Below are 25,133 nucleotides of genomic sequence, written 5' to 3'. Positions count from 1 at the left end.
CAGCCCGATGAGCCTCGCCACCCTCCTCGTCCTCGCCGACGGACGCTTCCCCGCCGGGGGCCACGCCCACTCCGGCGGGGCCGAGGCCGCCTGCAAGGCGGGCCGGATCCACGACGCCGCCACCCTGGAGGAGTTCTGCCGGGGCCGGCTGCACACCGCCGGGCTGGTGGCGGCCGCCCTCGCCGCGGCCGCCGCCGACGGGCTCGATCCGGCGGCCCTCGACGAGGCCGCCGACGCCCGCACCCCGGTACCCGCGCTGCGCACCGTCGCGCGCAGGCTCGGCCGGCAGCTGATGCGGGCCGCCCGCGCCACCTGGCCCGGGGTCGAACTCGACGCACTGGCCGCCGTGTTCCCGCGCGGAGCGCACCAGCCCGTGGTGCTCGGCGTCACGGCCCGTTCGGCGGGGCTCGGGGCGCTGGACGCCGCGCACGTGGCGGCGTACGAGAGCGTCAGCGGTCCGGCGACCGCCACCGTACGGCTGCTCGGGCTGGACCCCTTCGAGGCGAGCGGGGTCCTGGCCCGGCTCGCCCCCGACCTCGACTGCGTCTCCCGGCAGGCGCAGCGGGCCGCGGTGCGCGCCCGCACGGAAGGACCGCGGACCCTGCCCGCGGCCTCCTCGCCCCTGCTGGACCTCGCGGCGCAGGCCCATGCCGACTGGCCGGTACGCCTCTTCGCCTCCTGAGGCCCCGAACCGGCCTCCCGCGCCCCCACCAAGGAGAACCCCCATGCATCTCGACCACGGCGTGACCTTCCCGCACCGCCACACCCACAGCGCCGACGCGGTCCGCACCGACGGCACCCGCCGCGCCCTGCGCATCGGGCTCGGCGGCCCGGTCGGCTCCGGCAAGACCGCCACCGTCGCCGCCCTCTGCCGGGCCCTGCGCACGGAACTGTCCATGGCCGTCGTCACCAACGACATCTACACCCGCGAGGACGCCGAGTTCCTGCTCCGCGAGGCCGTGCTGCCGCCCGAGCGGATCAGCGCCGTCGAGACCGGCGCCTGCCCGCACACCGCCATCCGCGACGACATCTCCGCCAACCTGGAGGCGGTGGAGGAGCTGGAGGAAGCCCACCTGCAGACCGCTCCCCTCGACCTGATCCTCGTCGAGTCCGGTGGCGACAACCTGACCGCGACCTTCTCCCGGGGCCTGGTCGACGCCCAGATCTTCGTCATCGACGTGGCCGGCGGCGACGACATCCCGCGCAAGGGCGGCCCGGGGGTCACCACCGCCGACCTCCTCGTCGTCAACAAGACCGACCTCGCCCCCTACGTGGGCTCCGACCTGGGCCGGATGGCCCGCGACGCCGCCGAGCAGCGCGGCGAACTGCCCGTCGCCTTCCAGTCCCTGCGCGGCGAGGAAGGCGTGGCCCCGGTGGCCGCCTGGGTGCGCGAGCGGATCGCCGCCTGGGCCGCCGCGTGAGTCCTACGGTGACGGGCGCGGCCGCCGCCCGACCCCCGGCGGGGGCCCCCGCCCCGGCTCAGCTCCCGGCCCTCCCCGCGGCCGGGCTGCGCGCCACCGCCCGGATCGGCGCAGTGGCCGACGGACGCGGCGGTACCGCCCTGCCCCTGCTGGCCGGTGAGGGGCCGCTCGCCCTGCGCCGGACCCGGGGCGAGGGGGCCGAGGCCGGGGTGATGCTGGTCGGCGCGATGAGCGCCCCCCTCGGAGGCGACCACCTCACGGTCGAGGCCGACGCCGGACCCGGTGCCCGGCTGCTGCTGCGCTCGGCGGCGGCCACCCTGGCGCTGCCCGGCCGGCACGGGGAGCCCGCGCGCTACGACGTACGGCTCGACCTGGCCGCGGACTCGGCGGTGCGCTGGCTGCCGGAGCCGCTGGTCTCCGTACGCGGCAGCGATCTGCGGGTCCGCACCCGCGTCGAACTCGCCCCGACCGCCCGGCTCCTGCTGCGCGAGGAGCAGGTGCTGGGCCGCACCGGGGAGGCTCCGGGCCTGATGCGCAGCCGGCTCACCGTCAACCGGGACGGCCGTCCGCTGCTGGACCAGGAACTGGCCTGCGGCCCCGGAGCACCGGACGGCTGGGACGGCCCGGCGGGGCTCTGGGGGTACCGTGCGATCGGTCAGCTCCTGGTGGTGGACCCGGAGTTCGAAGCGGCTCCGCCGCAGGCCGGGATGGTCGGGGAGTTCGCGGCGGCCACCCCGCTGGCGGGCCCCGCGGTCCTGGTCACGGCGCTGGCCCCGGACGCGCTGAGACTGCGCGAACTGCTCGACGAGGCCTGCCGGACCTACGGTTGGTGAAGCTCCGGACGAACGGGGTCCGAACACGGGACGAACCAGACACCGCTCAGCGGTACACGCATTTCCGGATATCGGGTTGGCAAAGAACATGGCCGTGCTCTGTCGCACGGTCCATGTGAGGCGAAAGTATCCCCCTGCACGCCGACACCCACCCACCCGCCCGAACCACGCCGCCCATGGCGGCAGATGACGCAGGGGGAACAACCACGTGATACGCAACGCGGCGCTGGGGAGCGCCGCCACACTGATCACCGGCACGCTGGCGGCGAGCCTGCTGCTCGCCCCGTCCGCCTCGGCCGCCCAGGCCTTCCCGTCCGGACGTGACAACGGTGCGGCCGAAGCGATCGGTACGCAGATCGCCGCCGCCCGTGCGGCGCAGGCCGGTATCGACTGGAAGGACTGTCCTGCCGACTGGGGCTTCGCGGCCCCCATCCAGTGCGGCTATGTGAAGGTCCCGCTGGACTACAAGAAGCCCTTCGGCAAGACGATCGACCTGGCGGTCGACCGCGCCGTCAGCACCGGCACCAAGGAAGAGCGCCAGGGCGCGCTCGTCTACAACCCCGGTGGTCCCGGTGGCTCCGGCATGCGCTTCCCGCGCCGCGTCACCACCAAGAGCCCGCTGTGGGTCAACACCTCCAAGGCGTACGACTTCGTGGGCTTCGACCCCCGCGGCGTCGGCCACTCGGCGCCGATCTCCTGCATCGACCCGCAGGAGTTCGTCAAGGCCCCCAAGGCCGACCCGGTCCCGGACAACGAGGCCGACAAGCGCGCCCAGCGCAAGCTCGCGGCCGGGTACGCGGACGGCTGCAAGGAGCGCAGCGGCGAGATGCTGCCGTTCATGACCACGCCGAACATCGCGCGTGACCTGGACGTCATCCGCGCCGCCCTCGGCGAGAAGAAGCTGAACTTCCTCGGCGTCTCCTACGGCACCTACATCGGCGGGGTCTACGCGACCCTGTTCCCGACCCACGTGCGCCGCATGATCGTCGACAGCGTGGTCAACCCCGACCAGGACAACATCTGGTACGAGGCCAACCTCGGCCAGGACGTCGCCTTCCAGATGCGCTGGAACGACTGGCAGGACTGGGTCGCCAAGAACGACGCCTCCTTCCACCTCGGCGACACCCGCGCCAAGGTCCAGGCCAAGTGGGAGGCGCTGCGCGCCAAGGCCAAGGCCAACCCGCTCGGTGGCGTGGTCGGTCCGGCCGAGCTCCTGGGCTTCTTCCAGGGCGCCCCGTACTACGACTCCTCCTGGGTGCCCGTCGCCCAGACCTGGAGCAAGTACGAGGCCGGTGACCAGCAGGCGCTGATCGACGCCATCGCCCCCGACATGAGCGACATCGCGGGCAACATCGCCTCGGAGAACGGCAACGCCGTCTACACCGCCGTCGAGTGCGCCGACGCCAAGTGGCCGACCAGCTGGACCAAGTGGGACCGGGACAACACCAAGCTCAACGCCAAGTACCCGTTCCTGACCTGGTCCAACGCGTGGATGAACCTGCCCTGCGCGACCTGGAAGTCCAAGCAGAGCAACCCGATCGAGGTCGGCGCCAAGCACGGTCTGGCCCCGGTCCTGATCGTCCAGTCCGAGCGGGACGCGGCCACGCCGTACGAGGGCGGTGTCTCGCTCCACAAGCGGCTCGCCGGTTCCCGTCTGATCACCGAGCAGAACGCCGGCTCGCACGGTGTCACCAGCCTGTTGAACCCCTGCATCAACAGCCGCGTGGACACCTACCTGCTCACCGGCAAGGTCGACGCCCAGGACGTGAAGTGCGGTCCGCACGCCACTCCGGTCGCGCCGGCCCCGGCCGCGGCGAAGTCCCTCGCCAAGACCGCGGTCGCGGACGCGCAGGCGCTCGAGGAGCTCCCGTCCGTCCGTTAGCAGCACCCGGTAGCCGAAACGGCTCCATGTGAACGGGAGAAGGCTCAGCGCATCCTGCGCCGGGCCTTCTTCCGTGCTTCCTCTTCCTCGGCCTTGACCTCGGCGGCGTACCGGTCCACGTACTCCTGGCCCGACAGCGCGAGGATCTCGTACATGATCTCGTCGGTGACGGCCCGCAGCACGGCCCGCTCACCCTCCATCCCCTCATAGCGGGAGAAGTCCAGCGGCCGGCCGAAGCGGATCGTGACCCGCCGGATGCTCGGGATCTTCTGCCCGGGAGGCTGGATCTCGAAGGTGCCGACCATCGCGCACGGTACGACGGGCACCTTGGCGCCCAGCGCCATGGCCGCGACCCCCACCTTTCCCTTGTAGAGCCGCCCGTCGTGGGAGCGGGTGCCCTCGGGGTAGATGCCGAGCAGCTCGCCCTTGGAGAGCACTCCGAGCCCCTCGCGCAGCGCGGCCTGGCCGGCGTCCTTGCCGGAGCGGTCCACCGGGATCTGCCCCGCACTGCGGAAGAAGGCGGCGGTGAGCCGCCCCTTCACGCCGGGGCCGGTGAAGTACTCGGCCTTCGCGAGGAAGGTGATGCGCCGCTTGAGGATCGCGGGCATCAGGAAGTGGTCGGAGAAGGAGAGGTGGTTGCCCGCGACGATCGCGGCCCCGTCCTCGGGGATGTTCTCCAGCCCTTCGATCCGGGGCCGGAACAGCAGCCGCAGCAGCGGCCCGAGGATCACGTGCTTGAGCAAGTGGTAGAACACCAGGCCGCTCCCGTCGACATCCCGTTGTCACGGACATCTTACGGACGGTCAGCCGCGAACCGGAGGGGTCGGTGGGACCGGGCCCGAGGGCGGGCCGGACTTCCCGTTCGGGGCAGGGGGGAATCGGGGAGGGCGCGGGGGGCGTTCGCGCACTCACACGCCGCGCGAGGCGGCCATCGCCGCGGTCAGCAGCCCCAGCACCACCCAGCCGAACCACAGCCAGCCGTTGCTGCCGAGGGCCGCCGAGTACGTGGCGATTACCACCAGGGAGGCGAAGGTCATCACGGCCATCGCCCTCACGGATCCGGTCATGCCCCATGGTGGCGCCTGAAGGCGGTCCTCCGCTACTGGCCACGCGCCTGGAGCGAGGCGAGATATGAGTTGTACGCCGCCAGCTCCTGATCGCCGTTGCGGTCCTCGGACCGGTCGGAGCGCTTCGCCGCTCGCTGCTCCGAGTGGTACCACTGGTAGACCAGGGCGATGAGCACCAGCACCGAGGGAATCTCGCTGAAGGCCCAGGCGATGCCGCCGCCCCACTGCTGGTCCAGGAGCGGGTCGATGCCCAGGGAGGCCGGCGGGTTCGAGTACGTCTTGATCATCGGCTGGCTCGCCATCATCAGCGCGATGCCGAAGAAGGCGTGGAAGGGCATTCCGGCGAACAGCTCCAGCATGCGCATCACGTAGCCGGGGCGGTGCGGGCCCGGGTCCACGCCCATGATCGGCCAGAAGAAGACGAGGCCGACGGCGAGGAAGTGCACCATCATGGCGATGTGGCCGGTCTTGGACTCCATCAGGAAGTCGAAGATCGGGGTGAAGTAGAGACCGTAGAGGCTCGCGATGAACAGCGGGATCGTGAACACCGGATGGGTGATCACCTTCATGTAGCGGCTGTGCAGGAGCATCAGCAGCAGCTCGCGCGGGCCCTTGTGGCCGCGGGCGGCCGGCGCCAGCGCGCGCAGCGCCAGCGTCACCGGGGCGCCGAGCAGCAGCAGGATCGGGCTGAGCATGCTGATCACCATGTGCTGGACCATGTGCACGCTAAACATGACCATGCCGTAGTCGTTCAGCTTGGTGCACATCATCAGCATCACCGTCAGCACGCCGATGGTGAATGCCACCGTCCGGCCGACCGGCCAGGAGTCCCCGCGCCGCAGCAGCCGCACCACACCCCACCCGTACAGGGCGAGGCCCAGGAGCGAGCCGATCAGGAAGAAGGCGTCGAAGGAGAACTCCAGCCCGCGCCCGAGGGTGAAGGGTGGCAGGTCCATGTTCATATCCATGTCCATGCCGGCGTGCGCGAGGTAACTCAATCTCTTCACTCCCTTGACCCGTGGTGCCCCACCACAGTAATGCCGCCCCCGGAGGTGAAAGCCTCCGGGGGCGCGCATTACGGGAACAACAGGGAGAAGGGGGGAAAGATCACAGGACGTTCTGCGCCTCGGCGTACCGCTCGGCGGGAACCGTCTTGAGGGTCTGCACCGCGTCGTCGAGTCGCACCATCACGATGTCCGTGCCGCGCAGCGCCGTCAGCATCCCGAACTCGCCCCGGTGAGCCGCCTCCACGGCGTGCCAGCCGAAGCGGGTGGCCAGCACCCGGTCGTACGCGGTGGGCGTGCCGCCGCGCTGCACGTGGCCCAGGATGACCGGCCGGGCCTCCTTGCCGAGGCGGTCCTCCAGCTCGACGGCGAGCCGGTTGCCTATGCCGGCGAACCGCTCGTGCCCGTACATGTCGGTGCCGCCCTCCTCGAGCGCCATCGAGCTGCCCGCGGCGGGCTTGGCGCCCTCGGCGACCACGACGATCGCGAACCGCTTGCCCTGCGAGAAGCGATCGCCGACGATCGCGGTCAGCTCCTCGATGTCGAAGGGCCGCTCCGGCACGACGATCGCGTGCGCGCCGGCCGCCATGCCCGAGTGCAGGGCGATCCAGCCGGTGTGGCGGCCCATGACCTCCACGACCATCACGCGCTGGTGGGACTCGGCGGTGGTCTTCAGGCGGTCCAGCGCCTCGGTGGCGACCCCGACGGCCGTGTCGAAGCCGAAGGTGACGTCGGTGGAGGCGATGTCGTTGTCGATGGTCTTGGGGACGCCGACGATCGGCAGACCGCCCTGCGAGAGCAGGTTCGCGGCCTTGAGGGTGCCCTCGCCGCCGATCGGGATGATGGCGTCCAGGCCGAGGTCCGCCACGTGGCCGCGGGCCCGCTCCACGCCGTCGCGCAGATGGGCGGGCTGGACCCGGGAGGAGCCCAGAATCGTTCCGCCTCGGGCCAGGATGCCGCTGACGGCGTCCAGGTCGAGCTTGCGGTAGTCGCACTCCAGCAGACCGCGCCAGCCGTCGTGGAAGCCGATGACCTCGTCCCCGTGGTCGACGACGGCGCGGTGTACGACGGAGCGGATGACGGCATTGAGCCCGGGGCAGTCGCCTCCGGAAGTGAGCACACCAATGCGCATGGCAGGAAGGACCTTTGCAACGTGGGCCGACGACCGGACCACGTCGTCCGGTTGGAACTACCCTGCACCCTACAAGTCGATCCCCGGTGGACTGAACCATCCTCCACATGCTGGTCAGCCCAGTCGTACGAAAACACGTCGGCCCGGATCCCCCTGGGGGAATCCGGGCCGGACGGCAGGCGAACGCAAGGCCGCCGGGAGGCTACGCGGGCTGCGTGGCCGCCGAGATCCGCTCCGCGCGCAGGGCGTCGTACCAGCGGTCGTCGATGGGCGGCAGCGCGTTCACGTCGAGGGCCAGCTTCAGCAGCAGGTCCGCGATCTGCGGGTTGCGGGCCATCACGGGACCGTGCATGTAGGTGCCGAACACCGTGTCGTTGTACGCGCCCTCGGTGCCGTCCCCGGTGCCGTTGCCCCGGCCCATCGTGACCCGTGCGAACGGCCTCGCCGTCGGGCCGAGGTGGGTGACGCCCTGGTGGTTCTCGAACCCCGTCAGCTGCGGCAGGCCGAGCCGCGGGTCGATGTCCGCGAGGACGTCGCCGACGCACCGCTCGCCCTCGCCGCGCACGGTCACCACGTCCAGCAGGCCGAGGCCCTGCTGGCGCTCGCCGACGTCGTTGACGAACTCCTGGCCCAGGATCTGGTAGCCGGCGCAGACGGAGAAGACGATCGCCCCGTTCGAGACGGCCCGCTCCAGACCGCCGTCGCGCACCAGGCGCTCCGCGGCCAGCCGCTGCGGCCGGTCCTCGCCGCCGCCGATCAGGTAGATGTCGCCCGAGGTGGGGATCGGCTGGTCGCTGCGCACGTCCACGCGCTGCACGTCCAGTCCGCGCCGACGGGCCCGGCGCTCCACGACGAGGGCGTTGCCCTGGTCTCCGTACGTGCTGAGCAGGTCGGGGTAGACCCACACCAGACGCAGGCTGTTGTCGCTCATGCTCTTGTCCTTATGGGTACTAGTTGCCGACGCGGCGGCGCACGTCCTGGAAGGCGGTGTAGTTGGCGATCAGCTCGATCTGTCCGGGCGGCGCCAGCTGCACGGCCTCGTCGAGGGTCTCGCACACCCGGAAGTCCAGGCCCGCGACCTCCAGGCGGACCGCGAGGTCCAGCTTGCGGTCGCCGATCACGAAGATCGGGTGCCCGGCCAGGCGCGGGTAGTCCACGTCCCACAGCCACGAGGTGTCGGTGCCGTCCGCGCCGCGCGCGTTCACCGAAAGGATCACCGGGGTCGGCGGCGGGTCGATCAGCGAGAAGGTCTCCAGCCAGCCGGCCGGGTTCTTCGCGAGCAGGAGCCGCAGTTCGCGGCCCTGGAAGCTCACCACGTCGTAGCGTCCGGCGACGGCCTGCACCTGGTACATCCGCTCCAGCGCCACCTGCGGCGGGACGCCGAAGACGGCGGCCACGGCGGCGGAGGTGGCCGCGTTCGCCTTGTTGGCGCGGCCCGGCAGCTGGAGGTTGATCGGCCAGGCGCTGCCGTGCGGGTCGAGCACGTGGTCGCCGGAGAGCACCCAGCTCGGGGTGGGACGCCGGAAGCCGCACTCGCCGCAGTACCAGTCGTCGCCCGGACGCTGCATGACGCCACCGCAGGAGGGGCACGACCAGGCGTCGTCCTTCCACTCCTGGCCGGCGGCCACCCACACCACGTTCTGCGAGGACGAGGCCGCCCACACGATCAGGGGATCGTCCGCGTTGGCGATGACGACCGCCTTGGAGCCGGAGAGGCCCTCGCGCCACTTCTCCGCGAGCATCCGGGTCTCGGCGGCGCGGTCCAGCTGGTCGCGGGAGAGGTTGAGCAGGGCGATCACCTTGGGGGTGACGTCCCGGGCCACCCCGGCCAGGTACTTCTCGTCCACCTCGATGACGCCGTAACGGGCGTCCGAGCCGCCCGCCAGGGCGGAGGTGATGCCCGCGGGCATGTTCGCGCCCAGCGCGTTGGAGACGACCGGACCGCTGGCCCGCAGGGCCTCCGCGATCAGCCGGGTCGTCGTGGTCTTGCCGTTCGTCGCCGAGACGAGGACGACGTCGAGATGCTGCGCCAGCGCGCCGAGAAGATCGGGGTCGAGCTTGAGCGCGACCTTGCCTCCGATCACCGATCCGCTTCCGCGTCCCGCGGCCCGCGACACCGCCGCTGCGGCCTTGCCCGCCGTCACGGCCAGCTTGGCCCGCGGCGAAAGCGGCTCTGTGTTGCCTGCCATCGTCCCTTGTCCTCCTTGCGTCGGTCGCCCCCAGCCTATCCAGTACCTGCCCGCGCCCCGACCGCGGCGCCCCCGGTCCGCCGAAGATCTCCTCATATAGTCGCCCGTCGTACTCTTACGGCCATGCGACAGCGCCCCATCCCCGGTACCTCCGGCATCGTCCGCACCATGAGCCTGCTGGGCGACCCGGTGCTCCATTCCGCTTGCGCGGAGGTCACCGAATTCGGCCCGGCCCTCGACCGGCTCATCGAGGACATGTTCGCCACGATGTACGCGGCCCAGGGCGTGGGCCTGGCCGCGAACCAGATCGGCGTGGGGCAGCGGGTGTTCGTCTACGACTGCCCCGACGACGAGGACGTGCGCCACGTGGGGCACATCGTCAACCCGCGCCTGGTCTCGGTCGACGGGGGCGAGTTCCCGGGCCCCGAGGGCTGCCTGTCCCTGCCGGGGCTGGAGGCCTCCACGTCCCGCTTCGACGAGGCCGTCGTCGAGGGGGTCACCTCCGACGGTGCGCCGGTGCGGGTGTCGGGGACGGGGTTCTTCGCCCGGTGCCTCCAGCACGAGTGCGACCACCTGGCCGGCGGTGTGTACGCGGAGCGGGTCACGGGGCTGCGCGCGCGCAGGCTGCGCAAGCAGATCCGTAAGACCGACTGGGGCGCCGCCGGGATCCACGCGCTGGGGGAGTGAGCCCGGTGGGGCCGAACCGTCAGAAGCCGGGGCCGTCCTCGCGGTTGCCGGCCGTGGCCAGGCGGCCCCAGAGGAGGTCGGTGAGGCCGGTGACGAGCTCCGCGCGCTCGCACGGCCGCTCGCCGAGCCACCAGTCGCCCGCGGCGTGCATCATGCCGACGATCCCGTGACCCCACACCCGGGCCAGGCGTTCGCCGCCGGGACCGAGGTCCACGCGCTCGCCGATCACCTGCGCCAGCTCCTCGCCGAGGCGCCGCAGCAGCGGGGCCGAGTGCAGGCCCACGTCGAAGCCGCGCTCGGTGGCCTGGGAGTCCTCGGCCGGATGCATGAGGAAGCGGTAGACCTGCGGGCGGGCCTCGATGGCGGCGAGGTAGGTGTCGAGGGTGGCCTCCACCCGGCGGCGGCGCTCGGCGGGGGCGTCGAGCGCCGCCCTCAGCGAGTCGAGCAGGGCGTCCGTGTGCCGGACGGCGAGGGCCTGGTAGAGGCCCGCCTTGTCGCCGAAGTGCCGGTAGAGGATCGGCTTGGTGATGCCGGCCTCGGCGGCGATGGCGTTCATGGACGCCTTCGGCCCGTCCCTGAGGACGACCCTGTCGGCCGCCTCCAGCAGTTCCCGCCGCCGGCGCTCGGCCGTTCCCGGCTCGCCGGCCTGCTGTGTGCTCTCCATGACGTGTTCCACTCCCCGCCCTTGCGATGTCCTGACGCCCACGCAACGTAACACCCCGCACACCCTGGCGATCTCATCGGCGGTCCGCCATCGCTGCTGCTTGACAGTGCTTACCGGCCGGTAACAGACTGGACGCACAGTTGGGGTTACCGTTGGTAACCGCTTGTACGGCAGCGCGATACGAAAGCTGGAGGGGACATGGCGGAATTCACCATGGAGCTGAACGACGACCAGAAGCAGGTACGGGACTGGATCCACGGCTTCGCCGCCGACGTGATGCGCCCCGCCGCCGCGGAATGGGACGAGCGCGAAGAGACTCCGTGGCCCGTCATCCAGGAAGCCGCGAAGCTCGGCATCTACTCGCTCGACTTCTACGCCCAGCAGTTCTTCGACCCCACCGGCCTCGGCATCCCGATGGCCATGGAAGAGCTGTTCTGGGGCGACGCGGGCATCGCGCTGTCCATCGTCGGTACCGGGCTCGCCGCCATCGGCGTCGTCGCCAACGGCACCGAGGAGCAGATCGGCACCTGGATCCCGCAGATGTACGGCACCCCCGACGACGTGAAGGTCGCCGCCTTCTGCTCCTCCGAGCCGGACGCGGGCTCCGACGTCGGCGCGATGCGCACCCGCGCCGTCTACGACCAGGCGAAGGACGAGTGGGTGCTCAACGGCACCAAGACCTGGGCGACCAACGGCGGCATCGCCAACGTCCACATCGTCGTGGCCGTCGTCGACCCCGAGCTCGGCACCAAGGGCCACGCCTCCTTCATCGTGCCGCCGGGCACCCCCGGCCTCTCCCAGGGCCAGAAGTTCAAGAAGCACGGGATCCGCGCCTCGCACACCGCCGAGGTGGTCCTGGAGGACTGCCGGATCCCCGGCTCCTGCCTGCTGGGCGGCAAGGAGAAGCTGGACGAGCGCCTCGCGCGGGCCCACGAGCGGGCCAGGGCGGGCGGCGGCGAGCGGGTCAAGAACGCCGCGATGGCCACCTTCGAGGCCTCCCGGCCCGCCGTCGGAGCCATGGCCGTGGGCACGGCGCGCGCCGCGTACGAGGTCGCCCTCGACTACGCGAAGACCCGTACGCAGTTCGGCCGGCCGATCATCGACAACCAGGGCGTCGCCTTCCAGCTCGCCGACATGCGCACCTCCATCGACGCGGCCCGTCTGATGGTCTGGCGCGCCTCCTGGATGGCGGTCGCGGGCAAGCCGTTCACCTCGGCCGAGGGCTCGATGTCGAAGCTGTTCGCGAGCGAGGTCGCCAAGAAGGTCACCGCGCAGGCGGTCCAGATCCTGGGCGGCAACGGCTTCACCCGCGAGTACCCGGTGGAGCGCATGCACCGGGACAGCGCGATCTACACCATCTTCGAGGGCACCAGCGAGATCCAGCGGCTGGTGATCGCGCGCACGATCTCGGGCATGCCGATCCGCTAGCGCGGGGCAGGACACCCCCTGGCAGGGGCCTCGTCAGCGCAGGAGGCCCCGTAGGGCGCGGCCGAAGAGGAAGCGGGCCGCGGCGGCCGTCAGGGGGTCCAGGAGGCGCGGGAGGCCGCGCAGGCGCAGGTCCTCGCGCCACTCGGCCTCGCAGCCGCCGCCGGGCGCCGGGCGGATTTCGATCTCCGCCCAGCCGGTCACCGCGCTGCCGCGCTTGACGAGGCGGACCAGGCCCGGGGACGCGTCGCCGGGGGGCTCCCAGACGGTCACTTCCATCGGGTCGTCGAACGTGATGCTTCCCACGCCCGTGCGCGCCGTGAAGCGCGTTCCGACGTGCGTGGGAGGCGTCGTCTCGATGATCGTCCGGGTGAGCGGAACCTGCGATCCGTGGCGTTCCCAGTCGGTCAGCCGCCGCCACGCCTCCGCGGGTGCGAGACGAGTTCGGTGAATGATCCGGATAGCGGGCATGAGCGCATGGTAATCGGGCATACACACCCTGAACTGGACCGCCAATATGGGTTCCGTCCAGGGGTGGCGATCAGTAATACTCACCGCCACCGTGGATCGCGGATTCGACCGGGTGACCACCGGCCCTCCCGCCCCACTCTGCGAGGAGGTGCGCCATGTGCTCCCACCAGCCCCCCTGCCCGACCGCCGACAGCGCCGATCACGACGCCGCCCGCACCGTGGCCTTCCATCCCGAACAGGGCTGGAGTCTGCTCTGCAACGGCGCAGTGGTTTTCGACGACACAGGTGAACTGCTCCCCGACGGCCGCACGGTGGAACCCCGCCGCCCGGCCCTGGTCTGAGCGAGGAGGCAGCATGCGCCAGCAGCTGATCCGCAAGCCCGTCCCCAAGCCCGCCCCCCGAGACCTGGATCTGCGCACACCGTCGGGCAGACCCCTCCCGTACTGACGGGAGCCCCGGGATTACGCGGTGTCCACCGGCCGCAGCCTCAGCCGGTGGGCGCCGAAGCACCACCCAGGAAGGCGTTCTCGTACGCCTCGTCGCCGATCGCGGCCCTGGCCTGCCGCTCTCCCTGGTCGCGCAGCGCCGTCAGCGAGGGCGATCCCATCTGCGGCCGCCCGACGGTGCGCCACCACGCGTGCCCCGTGCCCAGCAGCCGCGCCGCCAGTTCGCCGTCGCCCATGGCCGCCACCGCCGCCGCGAGCAGGTCCAGGCCGAGCGCGATGCCGAAGCGGTCGCCCAGCAGCCGCTTGCCCGACAGCATCGCCCGTGCGTGCCGGGCCGCCTCCCCGTGGTGGCCGAGCCCCAGGGCCGCGACGGCCAGGACGTAGTCCGCGTACGCCCGCAGCCAGCGCTCGCCCAGCTCCGCGCAGGCCTCGCGCAGCCCTTCCGCCTCGTGCATGGCCTCCTCGAAGCGCCCGAGGTCGCACAGGGCGTAGGCGGTGGCCAGTCGGCACAGCAGCCACCCCGGGCCGCTGGTGCGGCCGCCGTGGCCCGCGCGGGCCCGGGGACCCGCCAGCGCCAGCGCCCGTACCGGATCGCCCGGCATCAGCACCGCGACCGCGAGCAGATAGGCCGCGCGCAGCTCCGGTTCCGGGTCGGCCAGCCCGGCCGCGGCCCGGATGCACTCCTCGCCGACCTGCTGGGCCGTCTCCAGGTCGCCCTGGAGCAGCGCCGTCAGCCCCAGCGCCCACAGGCCCTGGGTGTACGCCGCTCCGGTGTGCCGGGCCGCGGTCAGGGCCCGTTCCACGAAGGCCCGGCCCTCGTGGACGTGCCCGCAGGAGAACCAGAAGAACCACAGGGCTCCGGCCGTCTCCAGGGCCGCCGCGGGATCCGAGCCGATCAGATGCTCCAGGGCGGTACGCAGCTGCGCGTGCTCCGCGGTCATCCTGCGGTACCAGTCCACCTGGCCGGGGCCCAGCCATCCCCGGTCGGCGGCCTGTGAGAGCGCCGCGTACCAGTGGGCGTGCCGGTCGGCGAGGGTCCGCACCTCGCCGAGCTCCGCCAGCCAGTCCTGGCCGTACTCGCGGATCGTGTCGAGCATCCGGTAGCGGGCGCCCGCGCCCCGCTCCCGCACGAGCCGCACCACCGACTTCGCGACCAGGCCCGCCAGCACGCGCTCCACGTGCCCTGCGGGCAGCGGGCCGCCCGAGCAGACCGCCCGCGCGGCGGGCAGGTCGAAGCCCCCGGTGAACACCGAGAGCCGGGCCCACAGGAGCCGCTCCACCGGCTCGCACAGCTCGTGGCTCCAGCCGATGGTGGTCCGCATCGTCTGGTGCCGGGGGAGCCGGGCGGCGGAGATGTCGGACAGCAGGTCGAAGCGGACGCCGAGGCGCTCCGCCATCTGCTCCAGGGTCCACAGCCGCATCCGGGCGCCGGCCAGTTCGAGGGCGAGCGGGATCCCGTCCAGGCGGCGGCACACCTCCAGGGCCAGGGCCGCCCGCTCCGGATCGGCGAAGGCGGCCCCGGCCTGGGGGGTGGCGGCCAGGGCGCGGGCCCGGAAGAGGGCGAGGGCGTCGCTGTCGGGGCCGTCGCAGGGCAGCGGACTGACCTCGACCACCTTCTCGCCGGCGGAGCCGACCGGTTCGCGGGAGGTGATCAGCACCGTCAGTCCGGGTGCGGACTGCAGGAGTTCACTGACGAGGTGGCGGCACGCGGTCACCAGGTGCTCGCAGGTGTCGAGGACGAGCAGCAGCTCCTTGTCGGCCATCCACGCGCACAGTTCCTCGTCCAGCGGGCGCGGTGACTGGTTGGCGAGACCGAGGGTGTGCGCGATGGTGGCGGTGAGCAACTCGGCGTCGCGCAGGGGCGACAGCTCCACCCACCAGACGCCGTCACGACGGCGCTGGCGGGCATCCGCGGCGGCGCGCAGCGCGAGCCTGGACTTCCCCACGCCGCCGACGCCCGTGAGCGTGACCAGCCGCTGCGCGCGCAGCAGTTCGTACAGCAGGCCGAGTTCACGCTCGCGGCCCACGAAACTCGCCGTCTCCGGCGGGAGGTTTCCCGGCACGGCGCCAGAGTCTGGCTCAGGCGGGCCGCCCGCGGGATCTGGCTGATTGTTGTTGACCGAGTACTCACCGAACACGCATGTATTGTGCGCGATCTTCTTTCCCCGCAGTGCCGTTCGGGGCAGATCGGAGGGACGGAGTCTGGCTACGGGCCGACGAGCACGACCCGCCGTTCGACGGAGAAGGCCCCCCAGTTGCCGTCGGGCAGCCGGGCCCGCAGCTTCACCGTCCATACGGTGCCCGCCGGTTCGGTGACCGCGAGGCGGTGTTCCGCGTGGCCGGCCGGGACCGCGCCCTTGCCGAACTGGATGACGGTGGTGGGACGGCCGTTGACGTAGAGCTCGTACTCGCTGGTCTCCTTGCCGGTCGCAGGGGCGGTCCAGTCGAGGGCGACCGCGCCGGGTGAGGCGACCGCCGTGAACTCGGAGGGGGCGGTGTCGGGCTGCGCCCCCGCCCCGGCCGGAGTGGTCACGTCCACCGGCGGGCCGTCGGGGGAGGAGTTGTCGGCGCCGTCGCGGGCCCGGACCGTGAAGGTGTACGCGGTGCCGGGCTGGAGGTCCTCCAGGGTCGTCTCGATCGCGCCGGGGCCGACCGTGTGGATCCGGGAGGCGCCCTGGTAGATGTCGTACGCGGTGACCCCCGCGTCGTCGGAGGCAGGAGCCCAGGTCAGCAGCGCCGAGGTGGGCCCGAGCGCGCGGCCGGCCGTGCGGGGCGGGGCCGTCGGCGGCTGCCGGTCCTCTGCCTTGGCCGCGGGGGTGGTGGCGGAGGCGGAGGCGCTGGGCGGCGAGGTGTTCCCGGCGGCGTCCCGGGCCCGGACCGTGAACCCGTACGCGGTCTGCGGGCTGAGCCCGGTGATGTCCACCATCGTCTTGTCGGCGGGGAGCTCGCGGACCAGTTGGCCGGCCTGGAAGACCAGGAAGGAGGTCACCCCGTCGGCGGGGGCGGCCGACTGCCACATCACGTGGACCGAAGTGGCGCTGCCCGCCTGGGCGGTGAGCTCGGCGGGGGCGGGCGGGGGCGTGGTGTCGGCCGAGGTGCACGCCGTCAGGGCGGCCGCGGCGAGGGCCAGCGTCAGCGCCAGTGCCGGTGCGGGGGGCCGCGCCGGGGACGGGGGCCCTGCTGCGGTGCGTGGCGCGGGGTGGTGCACGGCGGCGGCCTCTTCCTCCGGCTCTTAAAGGTCTAGACATGTATGGCACGCCCCGCGGCGGCCGGGCAAGACCCGCGCGTTCGTCTTCTCCGGCCCCCGTCTGGCATTATTGCGATCTCTTTGCAATAAGTAGGATTTTTCATCAGATAGTGATCGAAAGCAGCAGGGAAGTGCACAGCATGACGGCCCGGACCATACGGGGATCGGCCGGCGCGACCGCGGCCGCCGCACTCATCACGGGCCTCGCCGCCTGTTCGGGCCCCACCGGAGGAACCGCGTCCGCGGGACCGGACTCGGCCGTGGTCGGCATAGCCAACGAGCCGGAGACCCTCAGCCCCCTGCTGGGCTACGGCAAGGACGGCAATTCTAAGATCTTCGACGGGCTGCTGGCCCACGACGCGGACATGAAGCTGAAGCCGGCCCTGGCCGAGGCCCTGCCGGAGGTCTCCGCGGACGGCCTCACCTACACCTACCGGCTCCGCCAGGGCGTGAAGTTCAGCGACGGTCATCCCTTCGGCGCGAAGGACGTCGTCTTCACCTACCGGACGATCCTCCACGAGAAGACCAACAACGCCTCCAAGTCCGAGCTCGACGCGATCGCCGGCGTCGAGGCGCGGGGGGAGGACGCCGTCGTCTTCCACCTGAAGTACCCCTACGCCCCGTTCGCCGACCGGACCGTCCTGCCGATCGCCCCCGAGCACATCGCCGGTGGGCAGGACGTCAACAGCGGGGACTTCGCCGCCAAGCCCGTGGGCACCGGACCGTACGTGCTCACCGCCTGGTCCAAGGGCGAGAAGCTCAGCTTCAAGGCCAACCCGTCCTACTGGGGCGGCGAGCCCACGGTGAAGAAGTTCACCATGGCCGTCATCAAGGACGACGACGTACGCGCCACCCGGCTGCGCTCGGGGGAACTGGACGGGGCGATCCTGCCGCCGAACCTGGCCCGGTCGTTCAAGGACGACGGCGGCCGCAAGACCTACACCGCCAAGACCTTCGACTACCGCAACGTCACCATGCCCACGCACAACGAGGTCACCGGCGACGTGGCGGTCCGCCGGGCCCTCGACCTCGCCGTGGACCGCGGCGCCATGGTCGACAAGCTCCTCGAAGGCGCCGGCAAGGCCGCCTACGGCCCCGTCCCCACCGGCAGCCCGTGGTTCACGGCCGGCACGGAGCGCCCGTACGACCTCGCCGCGGCCAAGAAGATCCTCGACGAGGCGGGCTGGGTGCCCGGCGACGACGGCATCCGCGCGAAGAAGGGCCTGCGGGCCACCTTCCCGCTGTGGCACACCTCCGGGGACAAGATCCGCCAGGACCACGCGCTCGCCTTCGCCTCCGACGCCCGGAAGGCCGGCATCGAGGTCAAGATCGAGTCCGGCAGCTGGGAGGTCATCGAGCCCCGGATGAGGACCGACGCCGTCCTCGCGGGCGGCGGCTCCCCGGCCGACCCGGACTTCGACCAGTACCTGACACTGAGCTCCTCGCTCGCGGGCGACGGCTTCAACAACATGGCCCGCTACGACAACAAGACCGTCGACCAGGCACTCCTCGACGGCCGCAGGAGCGGCGACCCGGCCGTGCGCAAGAGCGCGTACGACACGGTCCAGCGCGAGCTCGTCAAGAACCCCGGCTACGTCTACCTCACCCACATCGACCACCTCTACGTGGTCAACGACAAGTGGGACGGCCCCTCCACCCAGGTGGAGCCGCACGACCACGGCCTCGGCTCCGGCCCCTGGTGGAACATCGAGAACTGGAAGCCCAAGCAGAAATGAGCCGGGCCGAGTGAACACCCGTACCGTCCGCGTTCCCTGGCGGCCGATGACGCGCATGGCCGGGCGGCGGACCCTGTTCGCCGGACCCGTCCTGCTCGTCGTGACCTTCGGGGTCTTCGCCGTCGCCGAGCTGTCCCCCTTCGACCCCGTCAAGGCCTACGCCGGCACCGCCGGGCTCACCGCCTCGCAGGCCGAACTGGACCGGCTGCGGGCCAACCTCGGCGTCGACCAGCCCCTGGTCGAGCGCTGGTGGGAGTGGCTCACCTCGGCCCTCACCGGCGACCTCGGCACCTCCGCGGTGATGCGCCAGCCGGTGGCCGACGTCATCGGCGAACGGCTCGGCTGGTCGGCGCTGCTCGCCCTCGGCGCCTTCGCGGTGGCCCTGCTGCTGGGGACCGGGCTCGGGGTGCTGGCCGCGCGCAGGCAGGGCGGGCTCCTCGACCGGGCCGCCTCCTCGCTCGCGTACACCCTCGAAGCGGCCCCGGCCTTCTGGCTGGGCCTGCTCGCCGTCTGGTTCTTCTCCGTGCGACTGGGGGTCCTGCCGTCCGGCGGGCTGACCGACGCGGGCAGCGACGTGGTCACGGCCGGGCAGGTCGCCCGCCACCTGGTGCTCCCCGCGCTGGTCCTGGGCGTCTCGCAACTGCCTTGGTTCTTCCTGTACGTCAGGCAGGGCGTGGCCGACGCACTGGAGGAGGACCCCGTACGGGGCGCTCGTGCGCGGGGCGTGGGGGAGCGGCGGGTGCTGCTCGGGCACGGACTGCGCTCGGGAATGCTCCCGATGCTGACCCTGATCGGGTCGCGGGTCCCGGAGCTGATCACCGGCGCGCTGCTGGTGGAGACCGTCTTCAGCTGGCCCGGAATCGCGGCGGCCACCGTGCAGGCCGCGACCTCCGTGGACTTCCCGCTGCTGGCCGCGCTGACGGTCCTGGCCACCGCGGCGGTCCTGGCCGGGAACCTGCTGTCCGACCTGCTGTACGGGCTGGCGGACCCGAGGGTGGGCTTCGATGGCTGACACGGACGAGCTGACCTGGCGGTCCCGTGCACCGGACCGGCGCGGGGCGCGCACGATCCGGGTGCGGACCTCGGCGGCGTGCGCGGTGCTCCTCGCGCTGGCGGTCCTGCTGGTGCCGCCGCTGGTCCAACTCGACCAGCAGGCCGTCGACTTGTCGGCAAAGCTGCTGCCGCCCTCGTGGGCCCACCCCTTCGGCACCGACGACGTGGGCCGCGACCTGCTGCTGCGCTGCCTGTACGGGCTGCGGGTCTCGCTGCTCGTCGGACTGGTGGCGGCGCTGGCCGCCACCGTCATCGGCACGGCGGTGGGCGCGGCCGCCGGGGCGCTCGGCGGATGGACGGACCGGTTCGTCATGCGCGTGGTCGACGCCCTGTCCTCGATCCCGCACCTGCTGCTGGGCATCTTCATCGTGGCGATGTTCCGGCCGGGGGTGTGGCCGGTGGTCGTCTCCGTGGCGCTGACCCACTGGCTGTCCACCGCCCGCATCGTCCGGGCCGAGGTGCTCTCGCTGCGTTCGCGGCCCTTCGTGGACGCGGCCGTCTCGGGCGGCGCCTCCCGGCTGCGCGTCACCGTCCGCCACCTCGTGCCCGGTGTGCTGCCGCAGGCCGGGCTCGCGGCCGTGCTGATGATCCCGCACGCCATGTGGCACGAGTCGGCGCTGTCCTTCCTCGGCCTCGGACTGCCCGCCCACCAGGCGAGCCTGGGCAACCTCGTCCAGACGGCCCGCGGTTCCCTGCTCGCCGGCGACTGGTGGCCCACCCTCTTCCCCGGACTGGTCCTGATCGTCCCGACCCTGGCGATCGCGGTCCTCGCGGGCGCCTGGCGCGACCGCCTCAATCCCCGCCGCCGCTCGGAGCTGACACTGTGACGGACCACACCGCAGGCGGCCCCGCGGCGCCCGTCCTCACCCTGGAGCGGCTGTCCGTCCGCTTCCGGATGCGCGGCGACCACCACGTGCGGGCCGTCACGGACGCCACCCTGGCCCTGGCCGCCGGCGAGTGCCTGGCCCTCGTGGGCGAGAGCGGGTGCGGCAAGTCCGTCCTGGCCTCCGCACTCCTCGGGCTGCTCCCCGGCAACGCCGAGACCTCCGGGTCGGCATACCTCGCCGACGGCACCGACCTCCTCGCCCTCGACGAGCGGACCCTCGCCCGGACCGTCCGGGGCCGCCGGGTCGCACTGGTCCCGCAGAGCCCGGCCGCGCACCTCACCCCGGTCCGCACCATCCGCTCCCACCTGGAGGAGACGGTCCGCGAGCTGACCGCAGCCACCAAGGCCGAGCTCCGGGAAGCGGCCGAGGCGGCCGCCGAGCGGGCCGCCTTCCCCGCCACCCACCTGGACCGCCACCCCCACGAGCTCTCCGGCGGCCTCGCCCAGCGCGCGGCCACCGCCCTCGCCCTGATCGGCGACGCCCCCCTGCTGCTCGCCGACGAGCCGACGACCGGGCTCGACCGGGACCTCGTCCACCGCACCGTCGACGAGCTCAGCGCCCACACCCGGGAGGCCGGCCGCGCGCTGCTGATGATCACGCACGACCTCGCGGCGGCCCAGCGCATCGCCGACACCGTGGCCGTCATGTACGCAGGACGCATCGTGGAAACGGCCCCCGCCGCGGCCTTCTTCGGCGATCCCGGACCTCGCCACCCCTACGCCCGCGGGCTCCTCGACGCCCTCCCGGAGCGCGCCTTCACCCCGATCCCCGGCGCCCCGCCCGAGCTGGGCGCCCTTCCGCGCGGCTGCGCCTTCGCCGCCCGCTGCCCCCGGGCCGACGCCCGCTGCCGGGCCGAGCGGCCTGCGCTCACCGAAGGGGTGGCCTGCCACCATGCTTGAGCTCACTGGCATCACCGCCGGATACGACCGCCGCGCCCCCGTCGTGCGGGGCGCGCACCTGCGCCTGGCACCCGGCGAATCCCTCGGACTGCTCGGCCCCAGCGGCTGCGGCAAGTCCACCCTGGCCAGGGTCGCCGCCCTGCTGCACCGGCCCGACCGGGGCACCGTGGCCTTCGACGGCCGCGCCGTGACCGGCTTCCGGCACCGGGCGCCGCGCTCCCTGCGCGTCGGTGTCGGCGTGGTGTTCCAGCAGCCCCGGCTGTCGGCGGACCCCCGGCTCAGGCTGCACGACCTCGTCGCCGAACCCCTCCGCGCGACCGGGCGGCGCGGCGAAGTCGACTCCGTCGTCCACGAGTTGGCGGACCGAGTCGGGATCGGCGGCGACCTGCTCGCCCGACGGCCCCACGAGGTCAGCGACGGCCAGCTGCAACGGGCCTGTCTGGCACGCGCGTTGGTGCTCCGTCCCCGCTGGCTGGTGTGCGACGAGATGACCGCGATGCTCGACGCCTCCACCACCGCGGCCCTGGTCGGCGTGGTCGAGGAGTACCGTGCGCGGACCGGCGCCGGGCTGCTGGCGGTGGGCCACGACCCCGTACTGCTCGGGCGCTGGTGCGACCGGACGACCCGCTGGGAAGAGGTCGTCAAGGATTGAAACCCGGTCACGGACGGTCAACACCCGTTTGGCGGACACGGGTTTCGCTCTGAAGGCCCTCCTTCTGCGCCACCATGGCGCCGCACAAGGAGGTGTTCCGATGGTGATCTCCCTCTCCGTCGTCGTCCTGCTCCTCGTCCTCGCGTGGATCTTCCTGCGCGGTGGCGGCCTCAAGCTGTCGCACGCGCTCGTCTGCGTGCTGCTCGGCTTCTACCTCGCGAGCAGCAGCCTGGCGGCGACGATCCACAACGGGGTCTCGGCCACGGCGGACGTGGTCGGCGGCCTGAAGCCCTGACCGGCCCCGGGGGCCCGGACCGGCTGGAGTCCTGACCGGCCGGGTCCCCGACCGGCTTCTGGGGCCCTGGCAGCCCGCCGCGCGGCCGGGGTGGTGCGGGCATACGCTGGTGCCGTTGCCTGGGTCCTCGGACGACAGGAGCTGGTGCGGTGAAACCGACCCACATCCGGCTGCGCCGGGCCTGCGCGGCCGCGGCCGCCGCGGGTGTACTGATGACCCCGGCGGTGGCCGGCTCCGCCTACGGGGCGGGCACTGCGCCGCCCTCCGCCTCCGCCGCGGCCACCCCCTCCCCGGGGACCGGCACGCAGTTCGTGCAGCTCACACCGGCCGTGGCGGCGAAACTGGACGCGGCCGTGCGCGAGGTCATGCGGGAGGCGAAGGTGCCCGGCGTGACCGTGGGGCTGTGGGCCCCCGGCAAGGGGAGCTACGTCAAGACCTTCGGCGTGGCGGACAAGGCGACCGGGGCGCCCATGAGGACCGGGCTCCGCGTGCGGATCGGCAGCGAGACCAAGACGTTCACCGTCACCGCCCTCCTCCAGCAGGTCGACCGGGGCAAGGCCGCCCTGGACGACCCCATCGGCAAGTACGTCGCGGGCGTTCCGAACGGCGACCGCATCACCCTGCGCGAACTGGCGGGCATGCGCAGCGGGCTGTTCAACTACAGCCTGGACCCGGGCTTCATCAAGAAGCTCGAGGCCGACCCGGAACAGAGCCTCACACCACAGCAGTTGCTCGACTACTCCTTCAAGCACCCCGTGCAGTTCCAGCCGGGCGAGAAGTTCGACTACTGCAACACCAACCTGATCCTGCTCGGCCTGGTCGTCGAGAAGATCACCGGCAGACCGCTCCACGAGGTCATCGGGCAGGACGTGCTGGAGCCGGCCGGACTGCACCGGACGCTCATGCCCATCGGTACGGAGTTCCCCGACCCGCACGCACACGGCTACAGCGACCAGACGGCCTCGGGCAGGACCGAGGACGTGACCGACTGGAACCCCTCCTGGGCCTGGGCGGCCGGGGCTATGATCTCCGACCTCCAGGACCTGCGCAGCTGGGCGCGGACCCTGGCCACCGGAACACTGCTGAAGCCCGCGACCCAGGCCGAGCGGCTGAAGACCACACCGATGGACCTTCCCGGTACCGGCTACGGGCTGGGCATCTTCAACGTCCAGGGCTGGATAGGCCACAACGGATCACTGCCCGGCTACGAGGTCCTCCCGGTCTACCTGCCCGAGGCGCAGGCGACCATGGTCCTCCTCCTGAACACCGACTCCCTGACCGACGGGCAGGAGCCCAGCACCCTCCTCGGCCAGGCGATCACGAGCATCGTGTCCCCGGACCACGTGTATCCCACGGCGAAGCGGATCGGCCCGGAACCGGCCGGCGGCGGACGCTGAGCGGACCGGCTCGATCGGCCGGTGAGCGACTGGCGGGCGACCGGCTGTCGCCCGTACGTGAATCATCCGGTTCTTCCATGGACTCCTTCGGCAGCGCGACCTAGCGTCTGGCGCCGGCGCGACGTCAGACGCGGTGTCAGCAGAGCCGCAGACCATGGAGGAAGTCCGGATGTTCCGAAGAGCGCTGAACCGCGCGGTGCTGCCGGCCCTCGCCGCCTTCGCGGTGATCAGCGGCGGCTTCTCCCGGGCCGCCGCCGAGGGGATACCCCTGGCCCCCGGGCACCGCCTGGTCAGCCACTACGAAGGCAGTCCCGCCACCGCCGCTCCGCTGACCGGCCAGGCCCCGCCGCAACATCCCTTCCTCGCGCCCAACGGCCGCAGCGGCATGCACTCGGACGCGGCCGGCAGTGCCACCTCGCCCTGGTCCGGGCCGCTCGGCAGGAAGCCGGAGGTGACCAGTGAGAAGATCGCCGCCCTCGGCGGCGAATGCGCCACCGCCACCTTCGACTCGGCCGGCCGGCTGGTCACGGTGTGCGGCACCTTCAGCGGCTTCAAGGTCGAGCTGCTGGAGCCCCGTACGCTCGCCCCGCTCGCGGAGTACCAGCTCCCGCAGCGCTCCTCCACGGTCCGGGCGATCAGCACGCTCGACCTCTCGAAGATCTTCAAGGACACCTCGGGCGGCGCCTACTTCTACCTGGACAACGAGGACCGGGCGGTGCTGGCCGACTCCCGCCAGCACATCCTGCGGCTCTCCCACGTCCAGGGTCCGGACGGCACCTGGCGGTTCGAGGCCGACGACGACTGGGACCTCACCGGCCAGGTCCCGCACGACTGCGCGGACTGGAGCAACCTGCGGCCCACCGGCACCTGCGACCCCGTCACCTCCGTGATGCCCGACTGGAACGGCCGCATCTGGTGGGTCACCCGCCAGGGCCGGGTCGGCACCGTGGACCCGGCGACCTCGCGGATCCGGTCGATCCGGCTGCCGGGGGAGGAGATCCAGAACTCCTTCTCGGTGGCCGAGGACGGCGTATCCATCGTCACCGACCACGCCCTCTACAGCTTCCGCGCCGACGCCGACGGCACTCCCGTCGCGCAATGGCGCCAGACGTACGACCGGGGTACGGGGACCAAACCCGGCTCGGTGAACCAGGGCTCGGGCACCACCCCGGACCTCTTCGGCGACGGCTACGTCGCGATCACCGACAACGCCGACGACCGGATGAACGTCCTGGTCTTCAGGCGGGGTGCGGACGTGCCGGAGGGGCAGCGGCTGGTGTGCCGGGTCCCGGTCTTCGGGCCGGGCGCCTCGACCACCGACAATTCCCTCATCACGTGGGGCAACAGCATCGTCGTGGAGAACAACTACGGCTACGAGAACATCACCTCTCTGGTCCTCGGCAGGTCGGTCGTCGGCGGCGCCAGCCGCATCGACGTCAGGGCCGACGGCAGCGGCTGCGACACGGTCTGGCAGAGCGCGGTCCGCTCGCCCTCCGTCGTCCCGAAGCTCTCCACCGGGAACGGGCTGCTGTACTTCTACGAGAAGGAACCGAACATCTGGGGGATCGACGCCTGGTACCTGACGGCGGTGGACTTCCGCACCGGCGAGCGACGCTGGCGCCGGCTCACCGGCACGGGCCCGCTGTACGACAACAACTGGGCCCCGATCACCCTGGGCCCCGACGGCACGGCGTACGTGGGCGTCTTCAACGGCATCGTCGCCGTCCGAGACGGCGACTGACGCGC

The 25,133-nt window shown here is 72.2% G+C and carries 25 protein-coding genes; 15 read left to right on the top strand and 10 right to left on the bottom strand.

The genetic code is table 11. The annotated features are described in order from the left end of the window. Positions 1-7 precede the first annotated feature (7 nt). From AC3IYJ_RS06255 to AC3IYJ_RS06240, 4 genes are all read left to right on the top strand, one after another. Positions 8-682 carry an urease accessory protein UreF gene (locus tag AC3IYJ_RS06255; RefSeq protein ID WP_489400345.1) on the top strand — a complete coding sequence of 225 codons (675 nt, stop codon included), beginning with the start codon at positions 8-10 and terminating at the stop codon, positions 680-682. Between the two features lie 43 nt (positions 683-725). Next, entirely contained in the window at positions 726-1,421 is a 696-nt protein-coding gene (ureG, locus tag AC3IYJ_RS06250) for an urease accessory protein UreG (protein ID WP_489400344.1), read from the top strand. 86 nt (positions 1,422-1,507) lie between these two features. After that, complete coding sequence (locus tag AC3IYJ_RS06245) at positions 1,508-2,254, top strand: urease accessory protein UreD (RefSeq protein ID WP_489402712.1); 747 nt, start codon at positions 1,508-1,510, stop codon at positions 2,252-2,254. A gap of 208 nt (positions 2,255-2,462) precedes the next feature. Beyond that, on the top strand, positions 2,463-4,136 hold the full coding sequence (locus tag AC3IYJ_RS06240; protein WP_489400343.1) for an alpha/beta hydrolase: 1,674 nt from the start codon (positions 2,463-2,465) through the stop codon (positions 4,134-4,136). A gap of 44 nt (positions 4,137-4,180) precedes the next feature. Here AC3IYJ_RS06240 and AC3IYJ_RS06235 read toward each other — a convergent pair whose 3' ends face one another. From AC3IYJ_RS06235 to AC3IYJ_RS06210, 6 genes are all read right to left on the bottom strand, one after another. Next, positions 4,181-4,891, bottom strand: a complete 711-nt coding sequence (locus tag AC3IYJ_RS06235) for a lysophospholipid acyltransferase family protein (RefSeq protein WP_489400342.1) — start codon at positions 4,889-4,891, stop codon at positions 4,181-4,183. Between the two features lie 153 nt (positions 4,892-5,044). Continuing rightward, positions 5,045-5,203: a hypothetical protein gene (locus tag AC3IYJ_RS06230; RefSeq protein ID WP_489400341.1), complete on the bottom strand. Its 159-nt coding sequence runs from the start codon at positions 5,201-5,203 to the stop codon at positions 5,045-5,047. A gap of 32 nt (positions 5,204-5,235) precedes the next feature. Then, positions 5,236-6,165 carry a cytochrome c oxidase assembly protein gene (locus AC3IYJ_RS06225; RefSeq protein WP_489402711.1) on the bottom strand — a complete coding sequence of 310 codons (930 nt, stop codon included), beginning with the start codon at positions 6,163-6,165 and terminating at the stop codon, positions 5,236-5,238. Between the two features lie 145 nt (positions 6,166-6,310). Beyond that, complete coding sequence (locus tag AC3IYJ_RS06220) at positions 6,311-7,339, bottom strand: 6-phosphofructokinase (RefSeq protein ID WP_489400340.1); 1,029 nt, start codon at positions 7,337-7,339, stop codon at positions 6,311-6,313. Positions 7,340-7,541: 202 nt separating this feature from the next. Next, a complete protein-coding gene (locus AC3IYJ_RS06215) occupies positions 7,542-8,270 on the bottom strand; it encodes a type 1 glutamine amidotransferase (RefSeq protein ID WP_489400339.1) in 729 nt (242 codons plus the stop codon). A 19-nt stretch (positions 8,271-8,289) separates the two neighbouring features. After that, on the bottom strand, positions 8,290-9,528 hold the full coding sequence (locus AC3IYJ_RS06210) for a MurT ligase domain-containing protein (RefSeq protein ID WP_384655707.1): 1,239 nt from the start codon (positions 9,526-9,528) through the stop codon (positions 8,290-8,292). 123 nt (positions 9,529-9,651) lie between these two features. Here AC3IYJ_RS06210 and def point away from each other — a divergent pair, with 123 nt between their 5' ends. Then, entirely contained in the window at positions 9,652-10,215 is a 564-nt protein-coding gene (def, locus tag AC3IYJ_RS06205) for a peptide deformylase (RefSeq protein WP_489400338.1), read from the top strand. Positions 10,216-10,234: 19 nt separating this feature from the next. Here def and AC3IYJ_RS06200 read toward each other — a convergent pair whose 3' ends face one another. Continuing rightward, the gene (locus AC3IYJ_RS06200; RefSeq protein WP_489400337.1) at positions 10,235-10,879 is read right to left on the bottom strand and encodes a TetR/AcrR family transcriptional regulator; all 645 of its coding nucleotides are present in this window, start codon (positions 10,877-10,879) and stop codon (positions 10,235-10,237) included. A 198-nt stretch (positions 10,880-11,077) separates the two neighbouring features. Here AC3IYJ_RS06200 and AC3IYJ_RS06195 point away from each other — a divergent pair, with 198 nt between their 5' ends. Further along, positions 11,078-12,307 (top strand): acyl-CoA dehydrogenase family protein, encoded by a 1,230-nt coding sequence (locus AC3IYJ_RS06195; protein ID WP_489400336.1) that lies wholly within the window; start codon positions 11,078-11,080, stop codon positions 12,305-12,307. Between the two features lie 33 nt (positions 12,308-12,340). On the opposite strand, the gene AC3IYJ_RS06190 is transcribed toward AC3IYJ_RS06195, so the two are convergent. Further along, entirely contained in the window at positions 12,341-12,775 is a 435-nt protein-coding gene (locus AC3IYJ_RS06190; RefSeq protein WP_489400335.1) for an SRPBCC family protein, read from the bottom strand. 155 nt (positions 12,776-12,930) lie between these two features. Here AC3IYJ_RS06190 and AC3IYJ_RS06185 point away from each other — a divergent pair, with 155 nt between their 5' ends. Further along, entirely contained in the window at positions 12,931-13,116 is a 186-nt protein-coding gene (locus tag AC3IYJ_RS06185; protein WP_468169641.1) for a DUF5999 family protein, read from the top strand. A gap of 146 nt (positions 13,117-13,262) precedes the next feature. Here AC3IYJ_RS06185 and AC3IYJ_RS06180 read toward each other — a convergent pair whose 3' ends face one another. After that, positions 13,263-15,284: an ATP-binding protein gene (locus AC3IYJ_RS06180; RefSeq protein WP_489400334.1), complete on the bottom strand. Its 2,022-nt coding sequence runs from the start codon at positions 15,282-15,284 to the stop codon at positions 13,263-13,265. Positions 15,285-15,427: 143 nt separating this feature from the next. After that, positions 15,428-16,429 carry a fibronectin type III domain-containing protein gene (locus tag AC3IYJ_RS06175; protein ID WP_489400333.1) on the bottom strand — a complete coding sequence of 334 codons (1,002 nt, stop codon included), beginning with the start codon at positions 16,427-16,429 and terminating at the stop codon, positions 15,428-15,430. Between the two features lie 179 nt (positions 16,430-16,608). Here AC3IYJ_RS06175 and AC3IYJ_RS06170 point away from each other — a divergent pair, with 179 nt between their 5' ends. The 8 genes from AC3IYJ_RS06170 to AC3IYJ_RS06135 all read left to right on the top strand — a co-directional run bounded on the left by AC3IYJ_RS06170 (position 16,609) and on the right by AC3IYJ_RS06135 (position 25,128). After that, positions 16,609-18,204 carry an ABC transporter substrate-binding protein gene (locus AC3IYJ_RS06170; protein ID WP_489400332.1) on the top strand — a complete coding sequence of 532 codons (1,596 nt, stop codon included), beginning with the start codon at positions 16,609-16,611 and terminating at the stop codon, positions 18,202-18,204. A 46-nt stretch (positions 18,205-18,250) separates the two neighbouring features. Further along, entirely contained in the window at positions 18,251-19,216 is a 966-nt protein-coding gene (locus tag AC3IYJ_RS06165; RefSeq protein WP_489402710.1) for an ABC transporter permease, read from the top strand. Further along, positions 19,209-20,084 (top strand): ABC transporter permease, encoded by an 876-nt coding sequence (locus AC3IYJ_RS06160; protein ID WP_489400331.1) that lies wholly within the window; start codon positions 19,209-19,211, stop codon positions 20,082-20,084. The genes AC3IYJ_RS06165 and AC3IYJ_RS06160 overlap by 8 nt, the downstream gene beginning before the upstream one ends. 68 nt (positions 20,085-20,152) lie before the next feature. Next, on the top strand, positions 20,153-21,043 hold the full coding sequence (locus AC3IYJ_RS06155; protein ID WP_489402709.1) for an ABC transporter ATP-binding protein: 891 nt from the start codon (positions 20,153-20,155) through the stop codon (positions 21,041-21,043). Further along, entirely contained in the window at positions 21,036-21,695 is a 660-nt protein-coding gene (locus AC3IYJ_RS06150) for an ABC transporter ATP-binding protein (RefSeq protein ID WP_489400330.1), read from the top strand. The genes AC3IYJ_RS06155 and AC3IYJ_RS06150 overlap by 8 nt, the downstream gene beginning before the upstream one ends. A gap of 100 nt (positions 21,696-21,795) precedes the next feature. Then, positions 21,796-21,990, top strand: coding sequence for a hypothetical protein (locus tag AC3IYJ_RS06145; RefSeq protein WP_489400329.1), 195 nt, complete (start codon positions 21,796-21,798; stop codon positions 21,988-21,990). 149 nt (positions 21,991-22,139) lie between these two features. Beyond that, on the top strand, positions 22,140-23,387 hold the full coding sequence (locus tag AC3IYJ_RS06140) for a serine hydrolase domain-containing protein (RefSeq protein ID WP_489400328.1): 1,248 nt from the start codon (positions 22,140-22,142) through the stop codon (positions 23,385-23,387). Positions 23,388-23,556: 169 nt separating this feature from the next. Further along, the gene (locus tag AC3IYJ_RS06135) at positions 23,557-25,128 is read left to right on the top strand and encodes a hypothetical protein (protein WP_489400327.1); all 1,572 of its coding nucleotides are present in this window, start codon (positions 23,557-23,559) and stop codon (positions 25,126-25,128) included. Positions 25,129-25,133: the final 5 nt, after the last annotated feature.

The organism is Streptomyces sp. GL_140 (genome assembly GCF_057834465.1).
The sequence above is the reverse complement of the archived record's forward strand: the minus strand, read 5'-3'. Positions and strand labels throughout refer to the sequence as shown.